The following is a 15,581-nucleotide window of genomic DNA, read 5'->3' on the forward strand; positions in this document are numbered from 1 at the left end:
GCTACATGGCTTATTGTATACTTTTAATCTTCCTGTTCTGCATCAAAATTGATGGATGCTTCTGCAATATCTGTAAGATGCGAGTCGGTGTTTTCTTCTTCCTGAAGTGTTCTTTCAAGGAGATTGGCGGCTTTATCATGTCCCATGGTAATCGCAAGCTGTGCAAGTCCGCCATACGTTGCAATTTCGTAATGTTCTACTTTTTGTGCAGCAATAATTAATGCAGCATCTCTTGTTGCAGAGCCATCTTCTGTAGATTTGATGACTTCTTCACCTTCTTCAATGATTCCTTTTATAGCCTTGCATTCCTTTTTTTCGGGCTTTTCATCAATAAGTTTAAAAACTTTTTCCAGACGTTTTACATGCTTTTGGGTCTGAAGATGGTGATCTTCAAAGGCATCCTTCAGTTCTGCGGTGGTAGCGGCTTCCTGCATTTTTTCCAATGCTTCAAGAATGGCATTTTCAGCATAATAAATATCTTTCAGGGCACTTACAAAGAATTTGTGAAGCGGGGCATTTTTCATTTCATCCTTGTTGACAGTCGTCTTATCTGCAGTTCTTTTCTGGGTGGCAGAAACTGAATTATTGGTTTCTAATATTTTATTGGGCATGGTGTAAATGGTGTTTGTATTAATGGGATTACCTCTTTATATAGGTCTAAAAAGGCAATCCCGGAAAAAGAATTATGAATTATGTCTGCCTCCGAATCTGTAGGATGTCTGGCCTTTTGAACTACGATTTTCTTGAATTTCTAGTGTTCATAACTGAATTTTTACTATTACTATTTAGTGATGTGTATTGCAGCCCGTGACTAATATTAGACGGAAACAATTGAGTCTCGGTAATTTTAAAATGATGATAAAAGCAAATGCTTTTTGCGTGCCTTTATTGAGGTCTTAGGAATGGTATCGAATAATTCTTTACCAAATATACGTCAGAATAATTCACTTTTTTATGACCTGAGTCATGTTAATCGAATATTAATATAAAATTTTGCGGTCTTTTAAAGTGATGCTCCCTTCTTTTTCCATTTTTTTTAAAGTTCTGATCACTGTTTCCACACGCAGGCCTGTAAGATTGGCAATCTGCTGACGTGTAAATGCAATATGGAAACACTGGTGACAGTCTTCATCATGATAGCTTTTAAGATAATCCAGTAACCCTTTCAGCCTCTGCATAGGGTTTTGCGATGCAAGGCTCTGCATCATTTTTAATTTATAAAAAATTTCCTGTGAAAGGCAGGCATTCATTTCCAGAGAAAGATCCGGATGCTGCCTGATCATTTCAAAGAAATTATTTTTGGGAAGTCTTATTATTCGGGAATCATCAAGACATATGGCATTGATGGGATAATCCTGGTTGAGAAAAAGCATTGCTTCTCCAAAGCTCTGTTTTTTGCCCAGAATATTATGAATGAATTCTTTTCCGTTTTCATTATAATTATTCAATTTTACTTTTCCTTCACCAATCTGAAAATAATATAATGCATGATCCTCTTCTCTAAAAACTGATTCCTGTTTTTTATAGTCTTTGTCTTCTGCACCAAAAGAGTACAGAAGATTTTCATCAATATTCATGCAGCTTATTGTCTTCATAACTTCACTAGTTTTTAAATAAAAAAAAAATTTACAAATAGTATGCTTTAAATTAGATTAGTATAAAATTTTACGATTTTCAATTCTCACAATTTTATCTCTTTCCATATGTTTGATGGTTCTTATAGCCGTTTCCACACACAGACCTGTAAGGCTTGCCATCTGCTGTCTCGTTAACGGAACCAAAAAAGAATAAGGAGTCAGATCCTTTTGAGAACTTTTAAGATAATCCATTAATCCCCTCAGCCGTATAGAAGGATTTTGAGACGAGAGATTCTGCATCATGACAAATTTATAATAAAGTCGTTCGGAAAGGAAGTTACTTACTTCCATGTATAATTCCGGAGATTGGTTCAGTAAATTAAAAAAAAGAGTTTTATGAAGCCTTAAAACAGTACATTCTGTAATGGCTTCAGCATTCATAGGATAAGGTTTTTCTATAAAAAGTATAGATTCTCCACAACTTTCTCCGTCAGATAAAATATTTTGAATAAATTCTCTCCCTTCCTCATTATAATTATTGAGTTTTACCTCTCCTTTAATAATCTGGTAATAGTAATTACTAATGTCCCCTTCACGGAAAATAGTTTCTGAAGGGGTATAATGTCTCGTTTCTGCTCCCGCTGAAATCAAAATATTTTCGTCGATAACCATAATAGCCTTTTTTGGAATTGTTTTCTTCTTCCTATCCTCTTAGTCTCAGTAAAAATAGTATTGGCAATCGATTTCTAACTGCATGCAAAAACCGCACCTTAATTATTGGCCATAATGTTAAATAAAGTTAAATAAATCATTAATTTCAATCAATTTTAAGCTTATTGATCTAAACTCATCAAAAAATCAGCTTTATACACAATATTTTGCAATCAAAAAACACTGCAATTCAACACAACGCTTTGATTATTAAAGCAAAAGCCCGGTTTCTGTATGAAACGGGGCTTTCTATATGGAGTTCCCAAAGAATTATTGGGTTGTCATTCTCAATATATTTTTAATTATTTCGCAAATTTCTTAGTTCCTACAACACATAATATCACTCCTACTGTCACACCCAGCATTCCCATACTCACCTGCTCATGAAGAAGCCAGGCAGCCAATGCAAGGCCAAAGAAAGGCTGAAGCAGCTGGAGCTGTCCCACAGTAGCAATACCACCCTGCGCCAATCCTTTATACCAGAATATAAAACCAATGAACATACTGAAAAGAGAAATATAAGCCATTCCAAACCATCCCTGGAAACTAACACTCCCAATATCCTCAGGGAAATAAATAAAGAATAAAGGAATCATAACAGGCAATGCCAGTACCAAAGCCCAGGAAATCACCTGCCAGCCCCCTAATGTTTTGGATAATTTTGCCCCTTCAGCATAGCCCATACCGCATAAAATAACTGCCAGCAACATCAGAATATCGCCAATGGGTGAAGCAGATATTCCTTGTGAAACTGCATATCCAATCACTAAAAGACTTCCAACAATGGAGAAAAACCAAAATATAGGATGAGGCCTCTCACCCCCACGGAAAACTCCGAATATAGCGGTTGCCAAAGGAAGCATTCCCAAAAATACAATAGAATGAGCCGAAGTAAGGTATTGAAGAGCCAGTGCTGACAAAAGCGGAAAACCTACCACGCAGCCAAGAGAAACCAAGAGCAAAGGAATTAACTGCTCTTTAACGGGACGTTTTTCTTTACCCAGCCATAATACGATAAGAGCTAATATCCCTGCCACAGCTGCACGAACTATCGTCACAAAGGTCGGACTCATTTCCATGACAGCTAATTTGGTAGCAGGCAAACCACCGCTAAATAATACTACCCCTATAAAGCCGTTGATCCATCCGCTTATATTTTCATCTTTTGATATTTGTTTTGTTATCATTGTATCGAAACTTTTAATTGATGGTTCAAAATTAAAAAGGATAATTTGATAAACACAGTATCAGTTTTGTATATTTGCATGAGCACAGTTTGAAATATGAACAAAGAATTTTTATACACAGAAATTGCAGACGGAATTGCAGGACAGATCAGGAATGGTATTTTAAAGGCCGGAGATAAGCTTCCTTCGGTAAGAATGCTGTGCCATGAACATCAGGTAAGTATGAATACCGCCAAGCGTGTTTTCCTGGAACTGGAATCCCAGTCTTTGGTAGAATCCAAACCGCAATCCGGTTATTTTGTGAGTCAGTTATTATCCGCAAAACTTCCTTTGCCGGAAGTGAGCCGTCCTTCATTGATCGCCAATAATGATGAACCGGATGAACTGATCAGTAAAGTATATGAAAATATGGGTAAAAAAGACCTTACTTTTTTCTCTATTGGAATTCCGTCAGGAGATCTTTTACCTCAGGCAAAACTGAAAAAAGAAATCGTAAACGCTATCAGGGAATTAAAAGAAGGAGGTACCGAATATGAAGAACTTCAGGGAAATCTGAAATTAAGAAGAATGATTGCCATACGTTCTTTACAATGGGGAGGAAATCTGAGTGAAAACGACCTGATTACTACCAATGGCGGAATGAATGCTTTGTCTTTCTGCTTAATGGCATTAGGAAAACCCGGCGATACAATTGCTATTGAAAGCCCTTGCTATCCGGGAATTCTACAGCTGGCAAACGGAATGGGTTTAAAAGTATTGGAACTTCCTACGCACCCTACTACCGGAATAGAAATTGAGGCTTTAAAAAAAGTAATTCCCCAAATAGACATCTGCCTGCTCATTCCGAACTTCAATTCACCCTTGGGAAGCTGTATGCCTGATGAAAATAAAAAAGAAATTGTAAAAATACTTTCGGAAAACAACATTCCACTGATTGAAGATGATGTCTATGGAGATCTTTATTTCGGCTCTACGCGCCCAAAATGTTGTAAATCTTTTGATAAAAACGGAAATGTACTGTATTGCAGTTCCATTTCAAAAACTTTGGCTCCGGGATATCGTGTAGGCTGGATTGCTCCTGGAAAGTATAAAGACAAAATCATGAAGCTTAAGCTCCTGCATTCCACGTCCTCTATTTCAATTGTTAATGAAGCTGTAGCCAACTTTCTGAAATCAGGAAAATATGAAAAACACCTACAGCAGCTCCGCAGAACCCTGCAAAACAATTATCAGAACTATGTTCAGACCATTGCAGAATCTTTCCCGGAAGGTACCAAAACCAGCCGTCCACAGGGAGGATTGTCTTTATGGGTAGAATTTGACAAAAAGATACGGACAACAGAACTATACGATATGGCCATCAAGCAAAATATAAGTATTGCTCCCGGAAGAATGTTTACCTTTCAGGAGCAGTTTGAAAACTGTATGAGACTCTGCATAGGACTTCCGTGGTCGGAAGATACACAAGCAAAACTCAGACAGGTTGGAAATCTTGCGAAAAAAATTTATTTGAAATAAGGAAGATGGAAGTTATTATAATTTTAAGAATAGATTATGTCAATTCTTATTAAGGATGTTTAAATAATAACTATCAAGTTCTTTTGTGTTTACCAGAACTTCAAGCTTCCCTCTCCCATCTTCCATCCTTTTTTATTTATTATCCGGGACGAAGTTTTTTCTCGCCAGCTCTTTTCTTACACGGCTCAGACTCTCAGGAGTAATTCCAAGGTAAGACGCAATCATCCATTGTGGAACTCTCAAAAGTAAATCAGGATACATTTTAATAAATTTCATATATCTTTCTTCTGCCGTCTCACCAAGCAAAGAGTTGATTCTGTTTTGAAGACTTCTGATATGTTTCTGAAGCAGAAAATCACTTCTTTCAATACTGTTTGGAAACTGTTCAACCAGCTTATTAAAGAAATCAGGATGCAGAAACAGAATTTCTGAATCTTCAACCGCTTCTATATAATAAATGGATTTTTCATTGAAATAAAGACTGCTTCGGTCAGAAATCAGCCAGCTTTCAGGAGCAAACTGTATAATATGCTCTTTCCCGTTTTTATCAATGGAATACATCTTCAACAGACCTTTTTCTACAAAGAATATATGCCGGCATATTTCGCCGTACTGAAGAAGAAACTGATTTTTAGGAATTTTCTTTACTTCATAGTGCAGGCTGCAAGTGTTCACATTTTGAAGGGGAACATTTAAAACTTTGGCTAAATAATCATTTATATTCTTCATGATACAATCTGGCTTAAAGAAATATCCTGGTGTGAAGCATAGTTTACAGGTTTTCCGTTCTCTATTACAATCAGCTGCGGACTTTCGTGTCTGATCTCAAAATCTGCCGCTATTTTATTGGAAACAGATCTGTGAGCCAACAGATCAAGGTAGTATACATTGACCGGCTGATCTGAATTTTCAACTTCTTTTTCAAAATTCTTCAGTACAGTTCTGCTGATAAAACAGCTTGTTGAATGTTTAAATATAGCAATTCTATTCTGAAAAGAGTCTTCTATAGCTTTTGTAAGGTCTTCTTCAGACTCTATCTTTTTCCAGAATGTTTTTTGGTCAGGGGTTTCGTTTTTTCCACCGAATATTTTATCAAAAAAACTCATACATTAAATTGTTTTAGATGATGATCAAGATGTTTGTATTCTAAAAATGTCCAGTCTTTTTCAGTCATGTTTCCGAATAACCTGTGATGATCCGGCAGGTTGCTTTTTTCACAAGCTTCCCGGAATTCTTCAAGCGTTTTCAGCAGATTGGTTTTTGACACATCAAAATCACACTCAAAATTAACGATTAGTTTTTGAAAAGTAGGCATGTTTCTGGGAATTCCATTATTGAAGACATACATTTCTGTTTTAGTGAATATGCCTATGGTCTTATACACAAAGTTGATACGGGGAAGTTCTACTTTTTTTAAAGCTACCTGAAGAACTAGGTCACAGTGCTTTAGCATTTGACATACGTCCATTTTCCCCCATTTTCCAGGGGAATTTTCAGATAACATGGAAATTCGGTCTACAATTTCCTTATAATATATGGGATTATTAACACGCTTCCTTACCAACCTTTTTCTATCTTCAGGTTTTCAATATGAGCAAAATGATGATTACAATGCCAGACGTACAAAGCAAGGCTGTCTCTTAGATTATAATCTCTGTTATGCTCCGGATGATGAAAAGTTCTTTCAAATTGTTTATTCGTAAGGCTTTTAAGGAGTACAACCCATCTTTGGTGCGTTCCTTTCAGCATTCTCATAGCCGGTTTTACAGGCATATGGTAACTATCCTGAAGTTCTGCCCACTTGGCTTCATCATAAGGCTTTATGGTAGGATTATCTTCTGTAAGAGCCAGCTTAAAACGGATAAAACTATTCATATGACTGTCCGAAAGGTGGTTCACAAGCTGTCTTATAGTCCAGCCTCCTTCTCTGTAGGGAGTATCCAATTGATCGTCCGTAAAATGTTCAATGAGATTTTTTAGCCTGCCGGGAAAGTCTTTGATCACTTTGATGTAAGTATCCAGTGTAGTATCGCAGATATTTTCTGGAGCTTCAAACGGGCCTATCGGAAACTTTTTTTTCTCTAAATCACTCATTGCTCAAGGGTTTAATTTTTAATTATTGCCGATTTGTCCGATGGTTATCTTTTGGAACAATTTATTAATATCAGCTTCTGTAAATTTATCAAAAATTCAAGAATCTAAGGTGAATAAAGCATTAATTATACCGATAACAATTTTTGTGGTACCAATTTTCATCAAAAAAGGCTTCAATGATAAACTGAAGCCTTTTTTAAGTTATATTGATAAAGGACTAATAACTATGTAAATCAATACCTTCTGTTCTTTGTAAGGTTACTTTTCGGCCCATTTTCTTCTGGATTACTCTGAAATGCTGCAATTCATCATCTGTCAGAATACTGATTGCCGTCCCTTTCTCATTAGCACGCCCTGTTCTACCGATACGGTGAATATAATCTAAAGGAGAACGCGGCAATTCGTAATTAATCACGCATGGTAATGACTCGATGTGAATTCCACGCCCAAGCAGGTCTGTTGCCACCAAAATCTGGGCTCCGTTTACTTTAAACTCTTCCAGGTTATTCTTGCGGGCTCCCTGCGATTTCTGACTGTGAATAGCCACCGCTTTAATTTTATTCTTTTTAAGCTTTTCCACCAGGTTATCTGCAGATCTTGTAGACGAAACAAAGATCAAAGCCTTTTCCACCTTTTTTTCCTTAATTAAATAACGAAGGAAAGGACCTTTATTTTCAGGAGAAACATGATATGCAAGTTGTTCGATATTATCAATTTCAACTTCTTCTTTTTTAATTTCAATAATAGTGGGATTGATAGACAGGCGTTCTTTCATTTCAGAAACCTTATCATTTAAAGTCGCTGAAAATAAAGTCGTTTGCTTCACCACAGGCATCATTCCGAAAAGCTTATTCATTTCTTCTCCAAAGCCCAGCTGAAACATTTTATCCGCTTCATCAATCACCAGATGCTGAATTCCTGAAATACTCAATGCATTATGGTCAATTAAGTCTAAGAGACGTCCAGGAGTGGCAATAAGAACTTCTACCCCAAACATTCCTTTCATCTGCGGATTGATGGAAACACCTCCATAAACAGCCATTGTACGAATCTCCCGCTTCAGATTTTCTGTAAAAGCTCTGAAAACTTCATCAATCTGAATAGCCAGTTCACGGGTAGGAACCAATATTAAAACCTGAACATTACGGTCTTTTTTAACTTCAGCATTCTGTAGTTTTTCTAAAATGGGCATTACAAAACAAGCCGTTTTCCCGGAACCAGTCTGTGCAATTCCCATTAAATCTTTCCCCTGCAAAATAACAGGAACTGCCTGCTCCTGTATTGGAAATGGTTTTAAATACCCTAATTTGTTAACAGAACGAATAATATTGTGTGATAATCCTAACGATTCAAATGACATAAAAATACTTATTTACTGCAAAGATAAGCTATTGAGATTTAGTTCCATTTTTTTGAACCGTAAAAGGCTTGAAGCCGGGAGATGGAAGAAAGAAGTACGAAGGACATAAAGGAATACATAATACTCTCCGCTTCATCATTTTTAAAAAGTTCTTATGCAAAGACAGTTAGCAGTTGTACCACTGAAAGCACTTCCAGCTTATTATTTTTTTATTGCCGATTTGTCCGAAAATTCGGGTTTGGACAAATTTTTGAAGATTAGTTTTGTAAATTTATCAAAAATTCGAGAAATCAAAATATGAAAAAAGCGTTAATAATAGTCGATGTACAGAATGATTTTTGTGAAGGCGGAGCCCTTGCAGTCCCTGGATCCAAAGAAATTATCCCGTATATCAATCTTCTCATGGAGGAAAATGCATATGATCAGGTGGTTCTGACACAGGACTGGCATCCTGCAGGACACAAAAGTTTTGCAAGTAGTAATGGCAGACAGGTTGGAGAAAGTATTATTTTAAATGGTGTTCCACAGTTTATGTGGCCGGATCACTGTATTCAGGGAACTTTCGGGGCAGAATTCCACAAAGATCTGAACAGAGACAAAGTAACCCATATTGTACAAAAAGGCAAAAATATAGAAATTGACAGCTACAGCGGTTTCCAGGATAATAATCACTTTATGAAAACCGGACTAGACGATTTCTTAAAATATCACGATATCCAACTGGTTGAAATCGTAGGGCTGGCATTAGACTATTGTGTGAAGTTCACGGCTCAGGATGCTGTGGCCAACGGATATGTAACATGCCTTCACTTCAATGGTACACGTGCTGTAAACGTAAAACCGGACAACGCCAGAGATGCCATCTACGAGATGATTGAAAAAGGAGTGACAGTTTTAGGGTAATGATCAATTATAAATTATAAATGATTAATTATGAATTCTGGAATTCATAATTAATACAATAAAAAAAGCGCAGAAAGTAATTCTGCGCTTTTTTGTTTTTTACACTTAAATGTATTGTTTAAAAGAATGAAATAAGTTACAAATCCGAATCTGCTATTCATTTTATAACTCATAATTCATCATTATATTAAAGCATTTTAAGGTTATTTACTTCCAGTTCTGTAAGGATTCTCCAGTGTCCTCTCTTGATATTCTTCTTCGTCAATCCTGCAAACATTACTCTGTCTAAAGCTTCCACTTCGTACCCTAATCTTTGGAATATTCTTCTGATAACACGGTTCCATCCAATATGAATCTCAATTCCGATTTCATTTTTTGGTTTTCCTTCAATGTACGAAATCTGATCAACAACTGCTATACCTTCATCAAGACGGATTCCTTCTGCAATAAGACGTAGATCTTCCCCTGTAAGCTTTTTATCTAACGTTACATGGTAAATCTTTTTAGCATCAAAAGATGGATGCGTTAATTTTTTAGTCATGTGTCCGTCATTGGTCAATAAAATAACCCCCGTTGTGGAACGGTCTAATCTTCCAACAGGGAAAACTCTGTAAGGAGAAGCATTAGCTACAAGATCCATTACTGTTTTTCTTGCTTTGTCATCTTTCGTCGTAGAAATATAACCTTTTGGTTTATTCAAAAGTACATAAACCGGTTTTTCCGGAGTAATATTTTGTCCGTCAAAAACTACTCTGTCGGTTTTCTGCACCTGATAGCCCATTTCGTTGACTACTTTTCCGTTTACCTCTACCAGTCCCTGAGTAATAAGATCATCAGCTTCTCTCCTGCTGCAGATCCCTGAATTGGCAATATACTTATTTAGACGGATAGTATCTTTATGAACATCTTTGTCAATTTTATTTAACCTTCTTTTTTGTACAAAAGATTTTGCTCTGTCATCTCTTTCATCTCCATTAGAGGGTCTTCTGCCATATTTCAGACTACCTCTTTCATATTTATCTCTTGTATTAAAACTGTTTCCTCCTCTTTTTGATTTTCCGAAAGATTTTCTCTCAAAGCTCTCACTTTTATTGGTGATGTAAGGTTTTTTTTCAGATTTTGAACCCATATCTTCGCTGGAACCTTCAGAGCTGTCTGTATTTCTCTTGAAAGGTTTTTTGTCGAATTTTGAGTTAGCCCCTCTATGTTCAGGAGCTGTTCTGCCTCCGTCTTTAGAAAAAGGTTTTTTAAAAGGTTTTGATCCTGAAGAATTTCCAGATCTGGAAGCACGAGAATCATCAGAACTTTTCTTGGTTGAAATTCTTGGTCTCTTTGGTCTGTCTGAATTATTATTATCTCTGCTCATTCTAAAAATTTCTGCAAAGATAGTAATTTAGTTACGAGTTAAAAATTAAGAATCATAACTTTGCACTATAGTTTACATTTTAACTTTACAAATATTAGAAGATGATAACAATATTAAACGATAATTTTTCTCAGCTTAACGGGTTTCTTCATGGAAAATCTTTCAGTAAAATTTTCATTCTTGTAGATGAAAACACTCATGAATACTGCCTTCCTATTCTTTTAGGAAATATGGAAACAGACCTTGGCTTTGAAATTTTAGAGATTGAAGCCGGAGAAGAAATGAAAAATATCCAGACTGCCAATCAGCTTTGGGAAATTCTTACGGAAATGCAGGCAGACAGAAAAGCGCTGGTTATCAATCTTGGTGGCGGCGTGATTACTGATATGGGCGGATTTGTGGCATCTACTTATAAAAGAGGTATCCAGTTCATCAATATCCCTACTACCCTTTTATCTATGTGTGATGCTTCCATAGGAGGAAAAACAGGTATTGATCTGATGCATTATAAAAATATGGTGGGAACTTTCGCATTCCCGGAACAAATCTTTATTTTTCCGAAATTCTTAGAAACATTACCGTTTAAAGAATTAAGAAGTGGGTTCGCTGAAATGCTGAAACATGGATTAATTGCTGATAAAAATCATTGGGATCAGCTGATCAAAGTTCGTAAACTGGAGGTGGAAACGGTAATTCCGCATATTCAGACTTCTATGAAAATCAAACAGGACGTTGTAGATAAAGATTTCCACGAACAGAATATCAGAAAAACTTTGAATTTTGGGCATACAATAGGCCATGCTGTGGAAAGTTTATGTTTACAGCAAGGAAATCCTATCCTTCACGGAGAAGCGGTTGCCATGGGAATGATTGCAGAAACTCATCTGGCTTATCTGGAGAATCTTATTTCTGAAACAGATGCAAATATGGTTATTGAAAATGTACAGAGATACTATCCTTACCTGGATATCAATGATTTTAAAGATGAAGATATCACTGCATTATTACTGAATGATAAAAAGAATACAGACAGTAAAATCAATTTTTCCCTGCTTTCCGGAATCGGTTCTTGTACTTATGACCATCAGTGCAGACAGGAAAACATCCTTAAATCTCTGTCTTTTTATAGAAAATTGAATAATGCTTAACTGTTTTTTGGAAAAATAAACCTGGTTTAAAAGGTTGTTTTTAACAAAATTGTCAATTTAGAGTTCTTCTAAACAAATGTTTATTTAAATTTACAACTAGCTGAAAATCAATTTTATATTTTAAAAATCACTTAAACACTAAGTGATTTTTTTATTGATTTTACTCATAAAAAAGATTTTTGGCAAGCAATTTGAAAGATACTCTGCGTTCAACTGAAAAATGTTGAACAAGTAGTAAAATTTAAAATTAAGAAAGAGTAAAATTAAAAAATTAAAGTTATGAAAAAGTTAATTTTAGGATTAGCGTTAACTGCAGGAACATTCGCATTCGCTCAACAGACAGGAAACACATCTTCTAATCCAGTAACATTTGGGGTGAAAGGAGGAATGAACGTATCTTCACTTTCAAAAGACAGTGGACTTGATGATCAGAAATCTAAAATAGGATTCAATGCAGGTGTATTTGCCAATATTCCATTGGCAGCTTCATTCAGCGTTCAACCAGAGGTTCAATACTCACAATATGGTAATAAATCAGATTATACTATAGGAGGAACCAAGTTTTCAGCTTCAACTAAATTAGATTATATTACAGTACCGGTAATGTTCCAGTACAATCTGATTCCCGACCTTTATGTGGAAGCAGGACCAGAATTCGGTTTCATGGTAAGTGCTAAAAACAAGTTCAAAAATGAATCAAACGGACAGTCAAATACCACAGATAATTACAAAGACAATTTAAATACATTCAACTTTGGTATTGGTCTTGGTGCCGGATATTATTTCACTCCGAACTTAGGGCTTACAGCAAGATACGTTGCTGGTTTAACTGATGTAGCGAAAAACAGACCTAGTGGATCTGATGCTACAAGAAACAACCTATTCCAGGTAGGATTAGCTTATAAATTCAAATAAGCTTACACATTCACAAACAAATTTTATATTCAATAGAAAAGATCAGATTAATTTTTTAATCTGGTCTTTTTTTTATGGTAAAGCATTGATCCTTTGATAAAACATTAAACATATATCCCAAACTATTGATTTTTCAATTAGTTAAAAATATGATAAAGTCTTTACTGAAGGGGGTTCACGGCATATTGTTTGTTGCTTTCCGAGCGTTAAACAACTTAAAATAAAACTAATCTATGAAAAAGATTTTTCTAGGCCTGGCACTTATCGCAGGTACTTTCGTTTTTGCGCAGAACACTTCAACTGATGCTGCCACTCCATCCACATCTTCTTCTAAAATCAAATTCGGTTTGAAAGCGGGACTTAATGTTTCCAGTCTTTCTAATATGGATATGAAATCAAAAGCAGGATTTTATGGTGGCTTTTTTGTGAATATTCCTGTCGCAAAAGATTTTGCTATCCAGCCGGAAGTATTGTATAGCGCTGTTGGGGCAAAAGAAAAAGGAGGCAGAAATTCAAAACTTAATTTAGAATACATTTCCGTTCCTGTAATGTTTCAGTATAAAGCACTTCCTAATTTTTATGTAGAAGCTGGACCTCAATTTAGTTTCCTTATGAGGGCAGAACAAAAGGATGATGTCGGAAGTTTACAACTTAAAAATGCAACCAAGGGTTTCGATTTCGGAATCGGATTAGGAGCTGGTTATAATATTACCAAAAATATTGGTGTAAATGTGAGATATACTGCAGGGTTATCTGATATTGTGAATGCAAAACAACAGAGATATCTTTATGGGTATGGCAGATCAGGATCTGTAAGAAACGGAGTGTTCCAGGTAGGAGTAAATTACAAATTCTAAAGCTTGTTTAGCTTTTCTCGTTAAGTTTTAATAATTAAAGTGGGGCCGGATTAATTTTTAATCCGGCTTTTTTATGTAAAAAAAGATTTACTTTTTCCAGTATACACTATAAACACTGGATTTACAATCAGTTTTAACTTTGGCACGCCATTTGATTCTTAATGAAATGTTAAATAAAACTTAAAAACTATTAAAATATAAAACTTATGAAAAAGATTTTTTTAGGCCTTGCACTAGTAGCAGGTACTTTCACTTTCGCTCAGAAGACTTCAACTTCTACTGCTTCATCTTCTCCAGTTAGATTTGGTGTAAAAGCAGGTCTTAACGTTTCTACTATTTCTAACAGTGACTTAAATTCAAAGGCTGGATTTTATGGAGGTGTTTTTGCAAACATTCCTGTAGCACAAGACTTCTCTGTACAGCCAGAAGTATTATACAGTGGTTTGGGCGGTAAATATAAAGGTAACGGTGATCTAAAACTTAACGCAGATTATATCGCAGTACCGGTAATGTTACAGTACAACCTTATTCCTAATTTATATGTAGAAGCTGGTCCTCAATTCGGTTTCCTTATCAGTGCTAAAGGAAAAGGCAACGGTGGCTCTGTAGATATTAAAGACAATTTGAAAAGTTTTGATTTCGGAATTGGTCTTGGAGCGGGATATTATTTCACACAAAATATTGGAGTGAATCTAAGATATACTGCAGGATTATCTGATGTCCCTAAAAACAACCCAGGTGATGCTTCCAGAAATGGTGTATTCCAGGTAGGTTTAGCTTATAAATTCTAAAAAATTAGGCCGCTTTTAAAAGCAGACTTTCTAATCAATACAAAGCCGGATTAAATTTAATCCGGCTTTTTTATTACACTGATGTTTTTTGGCAAGAAATTTGCGTATTGAGTAGTGATTGTACTCTATTCCGGAAATCCCAACTTATGATTCCGTTTTTACAATGAAATAGGTATTGGTTCAATTGAATTTCAATGCTCAAATCTAACTATTACCATTATAAACTTTTAACGTGAACGGCATTGGGTGGATTAACACATAGAATGCAAAGCATGATACAGAAATGTATTTTGCTCAATAATTAGATACATTTTGATTTCAATAGAAAAAGTCAGGTTTATTAGTTTAAGCCTGACTTTTTCGCTTATTGCATGATTTTTATCACTTCTCCCTTTTGTGGCAGATATTTTGTCGCGATGATGAAAAATTAAAACTTTAAAATCATGAAAAAACTCTTTGTAGTACTGGCAGTTGCAGGCAGCCTTTTCGCAAATGCACAGGAAAAAAATCAGTCAAAAATTTCTTCTCCTGTGAGTGTTCGCAAATATTCCGGTTTCTGAAAAATTCAGCATCCAGCCGGAACTTCTTTTCAGCCAGCTGGGATCAAAATCAGACTATAACTACAGAACAAGCTCAGGGAATTACAGAAGAACACAACATTATGATTATAGTACAACATTAAATTACCTTTCTCTTCCTGTAATGGTTCAATATAATATTCTGCCTCAGCTGTATGTAGAAACAGGTCCTGAATTTGGATATCTGTTGGGAGGAAAAACAAAAGGAGATTTAACCACTATTGAGACCGCTGGAAATTCAATTACGATTGATCATACAGACCATATCTCAAAGAATATTTCAACAAGCTTTTTAACCGTTTTAATCTGGGATTAGGTATTGGTGCCGGATATTACTTTACTAAAAATTTTGGCGTGACCGCAAGGTTTAGTGCTGGTATTACTGAAGTTTACAAGTACAACGAGGATGATAAAGTAAGAAATAATGCACTTCATATTGGGGTTGCTTATAAGTTTAAATAGGGATATTTATTATTTTCAAAATCGATACCGGACCGTAAATGGTCCGGTATTTTATTTCAGGTCTTGAAAACAGCCTGGATACCCCGTTATTTTTACAAAAAACAACTTCTGCTT

Annotated in this window: 18 protein-coding genes; 8 read left to right on the plus strand and 10 right to left on the minus strand. The window is 35.6% G+C overall.

Annotated features, from left to right (window positions below):
- Positions 1 to 23: 23 nt before the first annotated feature.
- From ACTJIP_RS13395 to ACTJIP_RS13410, 4 genes are all read right to left on the minus strand, one after another.
- Complete coding sequence (locus tag ACTJIP_RS13395) at positions 24 to 611, minus strand: YciE/YciF ferroxidase family protein (RefSeq protein ID WP_180563719.1); 588 nt, start codon at positions 609 to 611, stop codon at positions 24 to 26.
- A 369-nt stretch (positions 612 to 980) separates the two neighbouring features.
- Complete coding sequence (locus ACTJIP_RS13400; RefSeq protein WP_232538945.1) at positions 981 to 1,595, minus strand: Crp/Fnr family transcriptional regulator; 615 nt, start codon at positions 1,593 to 1,595, stop codon at positions 981 to 983.
- Between the two features lie 57 nt (positions 1,596 to 1,652).
- Positions 1,653 to 2,249 carry a Crp/Fnr family transcriptional regulator gene (locus ACTJIP_RS13405; RefSeq protein WP_077417484.1) on the minus strand — a complete coding sequence of 199 codons (597 nt, stop codon included), beginning with the start codon at positions 2,247 to 2,249 and terminating at the stop codon, positions 1,653 to 1,655.
- 341 nt (positions 2,250 to 2,590) lie between these two features.
- Positions 2,591 to 3,475, minus strand: a complete 885-nt coding sequence (locus tag ACTJIP_RS13410; protein WP_077417486.1) for a DMT family transporter — start codon at positions 3,473 to 3,475, stop codon at positions 2,591 to 2,593.
- A gap of 96 nt (positions 3,476 to 3,571) precedes the next feature.
- Here ACTJIP_RS13410 and ACTJIP_RS13415 point away from each other — a divergent pair, with 96 nt between their 5' ends.
- Positions 3,572 to 4,993, plus strand: coding sequence for an aminotransferase-like domain-containing protein (locus ACTJIP_RS13415; protein ID WP_219072668.1), 1,422 nt, complete (start codon positions 3,572 to 3,574; stop codon positions 4,991 to 4,993).
- A gap of 132 nt (positions 4,994 to 5,125) precedes the next feature.
- Here ACTJIP_RS13415 and ACTJIP_RS13420 read toward each other — a convergent pair whose 3' ends face one another.
- The 5 genes from ACTJIP_RS13420 to ACTJIP_RS13440 form a co-directional block, all read right to left on the minus strand.
- The gene (locus ACTJIP_RS13420) at positions 5,126 to 5,722 is read right to left on the minus strand and encodes a Crp/Fnr family transcriptional regulator (RefSeq protein ID WP_047374905.1); all 597 of its coding nucleotides are present in this window, start codon (positions 5,720 to 5,722) and stop codon (positions 5,126 to 5,128) included.
- Complete coding sequence (gene ytxJ / locus ACTJIP_RS13425; RefSeq protein ID WP_428169079.1) at positions 5,719 to 6,099, minus strand: bacillithiol system redox-active protein YtxJ; 381 nt, start codon at positions 6,097 to 6,099, stop codon at positions 5,719 to 5,721. Before ytxJ ends, ACTJIP_RS13420 begins: the two co-directional genes overlap by 4 nt.
- Positions 6,096 to 6,557, minus strand: coding sequence for a DUF1569 domain-containing protein (locus tag ACTJIP_RS13430; protein WP_228408848.1), 462 nt, complete (start codon positions 6,555 to 6,557; stop codon positions 6,096 to 6,098). Before ACTJIP_RS13430 ends, ytxJ begins: the two co-directional genes overlap by 4 nt.
- A complete protein-coding gene (locus ACTJIP_RS13435) occupies positions 6,551 to 7,087 on the minus strand; it encodes a YfiT family bacillithiol transferase (protein ID WP_077417494.1) in 537 nt (178 codons plus the stop codon). Before ACTJIP_RS13435 ends, ACTJIP_RS13430 begins: the two co-directional genes overlap by 7 nt.
- 217 nt (positions 7,088 to 7,304) lie before the next feature.
- Positions 7,305 to 8,447 (minus strand): DEAD/DEAH box helicase, encoded by a 1,143-nt coding sequence (locus ACTJIP_RS13440; protein ID WP_440704701.1) that lies wholly within the window; start codon positions 8,445 to 8,447, stop codon positions 7,305 to 7,307.
- A 297-nt stretch (positions 8,448 to 8,744) separates the two neighbouring features.
- Between ACTJIP_RS13440 and pncA the strand changes: the two genes are divergently transcribed.
- Positions 8,745 to 9,350 carry a bifunctional nicotinamidase/pyrazinamidase gene (pncA, locus tag ACTJIP_RS13445; RefSeq protein ID WP_077417500.1) on the plus strand — a complete coding sequence of 202 codons (606 nt, stop codon included), beginning with the start codon at positions 8,745 to 8,747 and terminating at the stop codon, positions 9,348 to 9,350.
- Positions 9,351 to 9,537: 187 nt separating this feature from the next.
- On the opposite strand, the gene ACTJIP_RS13450 is transcribed toward pncA, so the two are convergent.
- A complete protein-coding gene (locus ACTJIP_RS13450; protein WP_232538943.1) occupies positions 9,538 to 10,716 on the minus strand; it encodes a pseudouridine synthase in 1,179 nt (392 codons plus the stop codon).
- Between the two features lie 101 nt (positions 10,717 to 10,817).
- Between ACTJIP_RS13450 and aroB the strand changes: the two genes are divergently transcribed.
- The 6 genes from aroB to ACTJIP_RS13480 all read left to right on the plus strand — a co-directional run bounded on the left by aroB (position 10,818) and on the right by ACTJIP_RS13480 (position 15,467).
- On the plus strand, positions 10,818 to 11,864 hold the full coding sequence (gene aroB / locus ACTJIP_RS13455) for a 3-dehydroquinate synthase (protein WP_440704702.1): 1,047 nt from the start codon (positions 10,818 to 10,820) through the stop codon (positions 11,862 to 11,864).
- Between the two features lie 279 nt (positions 11,865 to 12,143).
- Positions 12,144 to 12,779, plus strand: coding sequence for a porin family protein (locus ACTJIP_RS13460; protein ID WP_077417504.1), 636 nt, complete (start codon positions 12,144 to 12,146; stop codon positions 12,777 to 12,779).
- A 233-nt stretch (positions 12,780 to 13,012) separates the two neighbouring features.
- Complete coding sequence (locus tag ACTJIP_RS13465) at positions 13,013 to 13,636, plus strand: porin family protein (RefSeq protein ID WP_077417506.1); 624 nt, start codon at positions 13,013 to 13,015, stop codon at positions 13,634 to 13,636.
- Positions 13,637 to 13,842: 206 nt separating this feature from the next.
- Complete coding sequence (locus ACTJIP_RS13470) at positions 13,843 to 14,427, plus strand: porin family protein (protein WP_077417508.1); 585 nt, start codon at positions 13,843 to 13,845, stop codon at positions 14,425 to 14,427.
- A 534-nt stretch (positions 14,428 to 14,961) separates the two neighbouring features.
- A complete protein-coding gene (locus tag ACTJIP_RS13475) occupies positions 14,962 to 15,321 on the plus strand; it encodes a porin family protein (protein ID WP_440704703.1) in 360 nt (119 codons plus the stop codon).
- A gap of 2 nt (positions 15,322 to 15,323) precedes the next feature.
- A complete protein-coding gene (locus tag ACTJIP_RS13480) occupies positions 15,324 to 15,467 on the plus strand; it encodes a hypothetical protein (protein WP_440704772.1) in 144 nt (47 codons plus the stop codon).
- Positions 15,468 to 15,581: the final 114 nt, after the last annotated feature.

The sequence above is a fragment of the Chryseobacterium sp. 22543 genome, assembly GCF_052044565.1.
Taxonomy (GTDB): domain Bacteria; phylum Bacteroidota; class Bacteroidia; order Flavobacteriales; family Weeksellaceae; genus Chryseobacterium.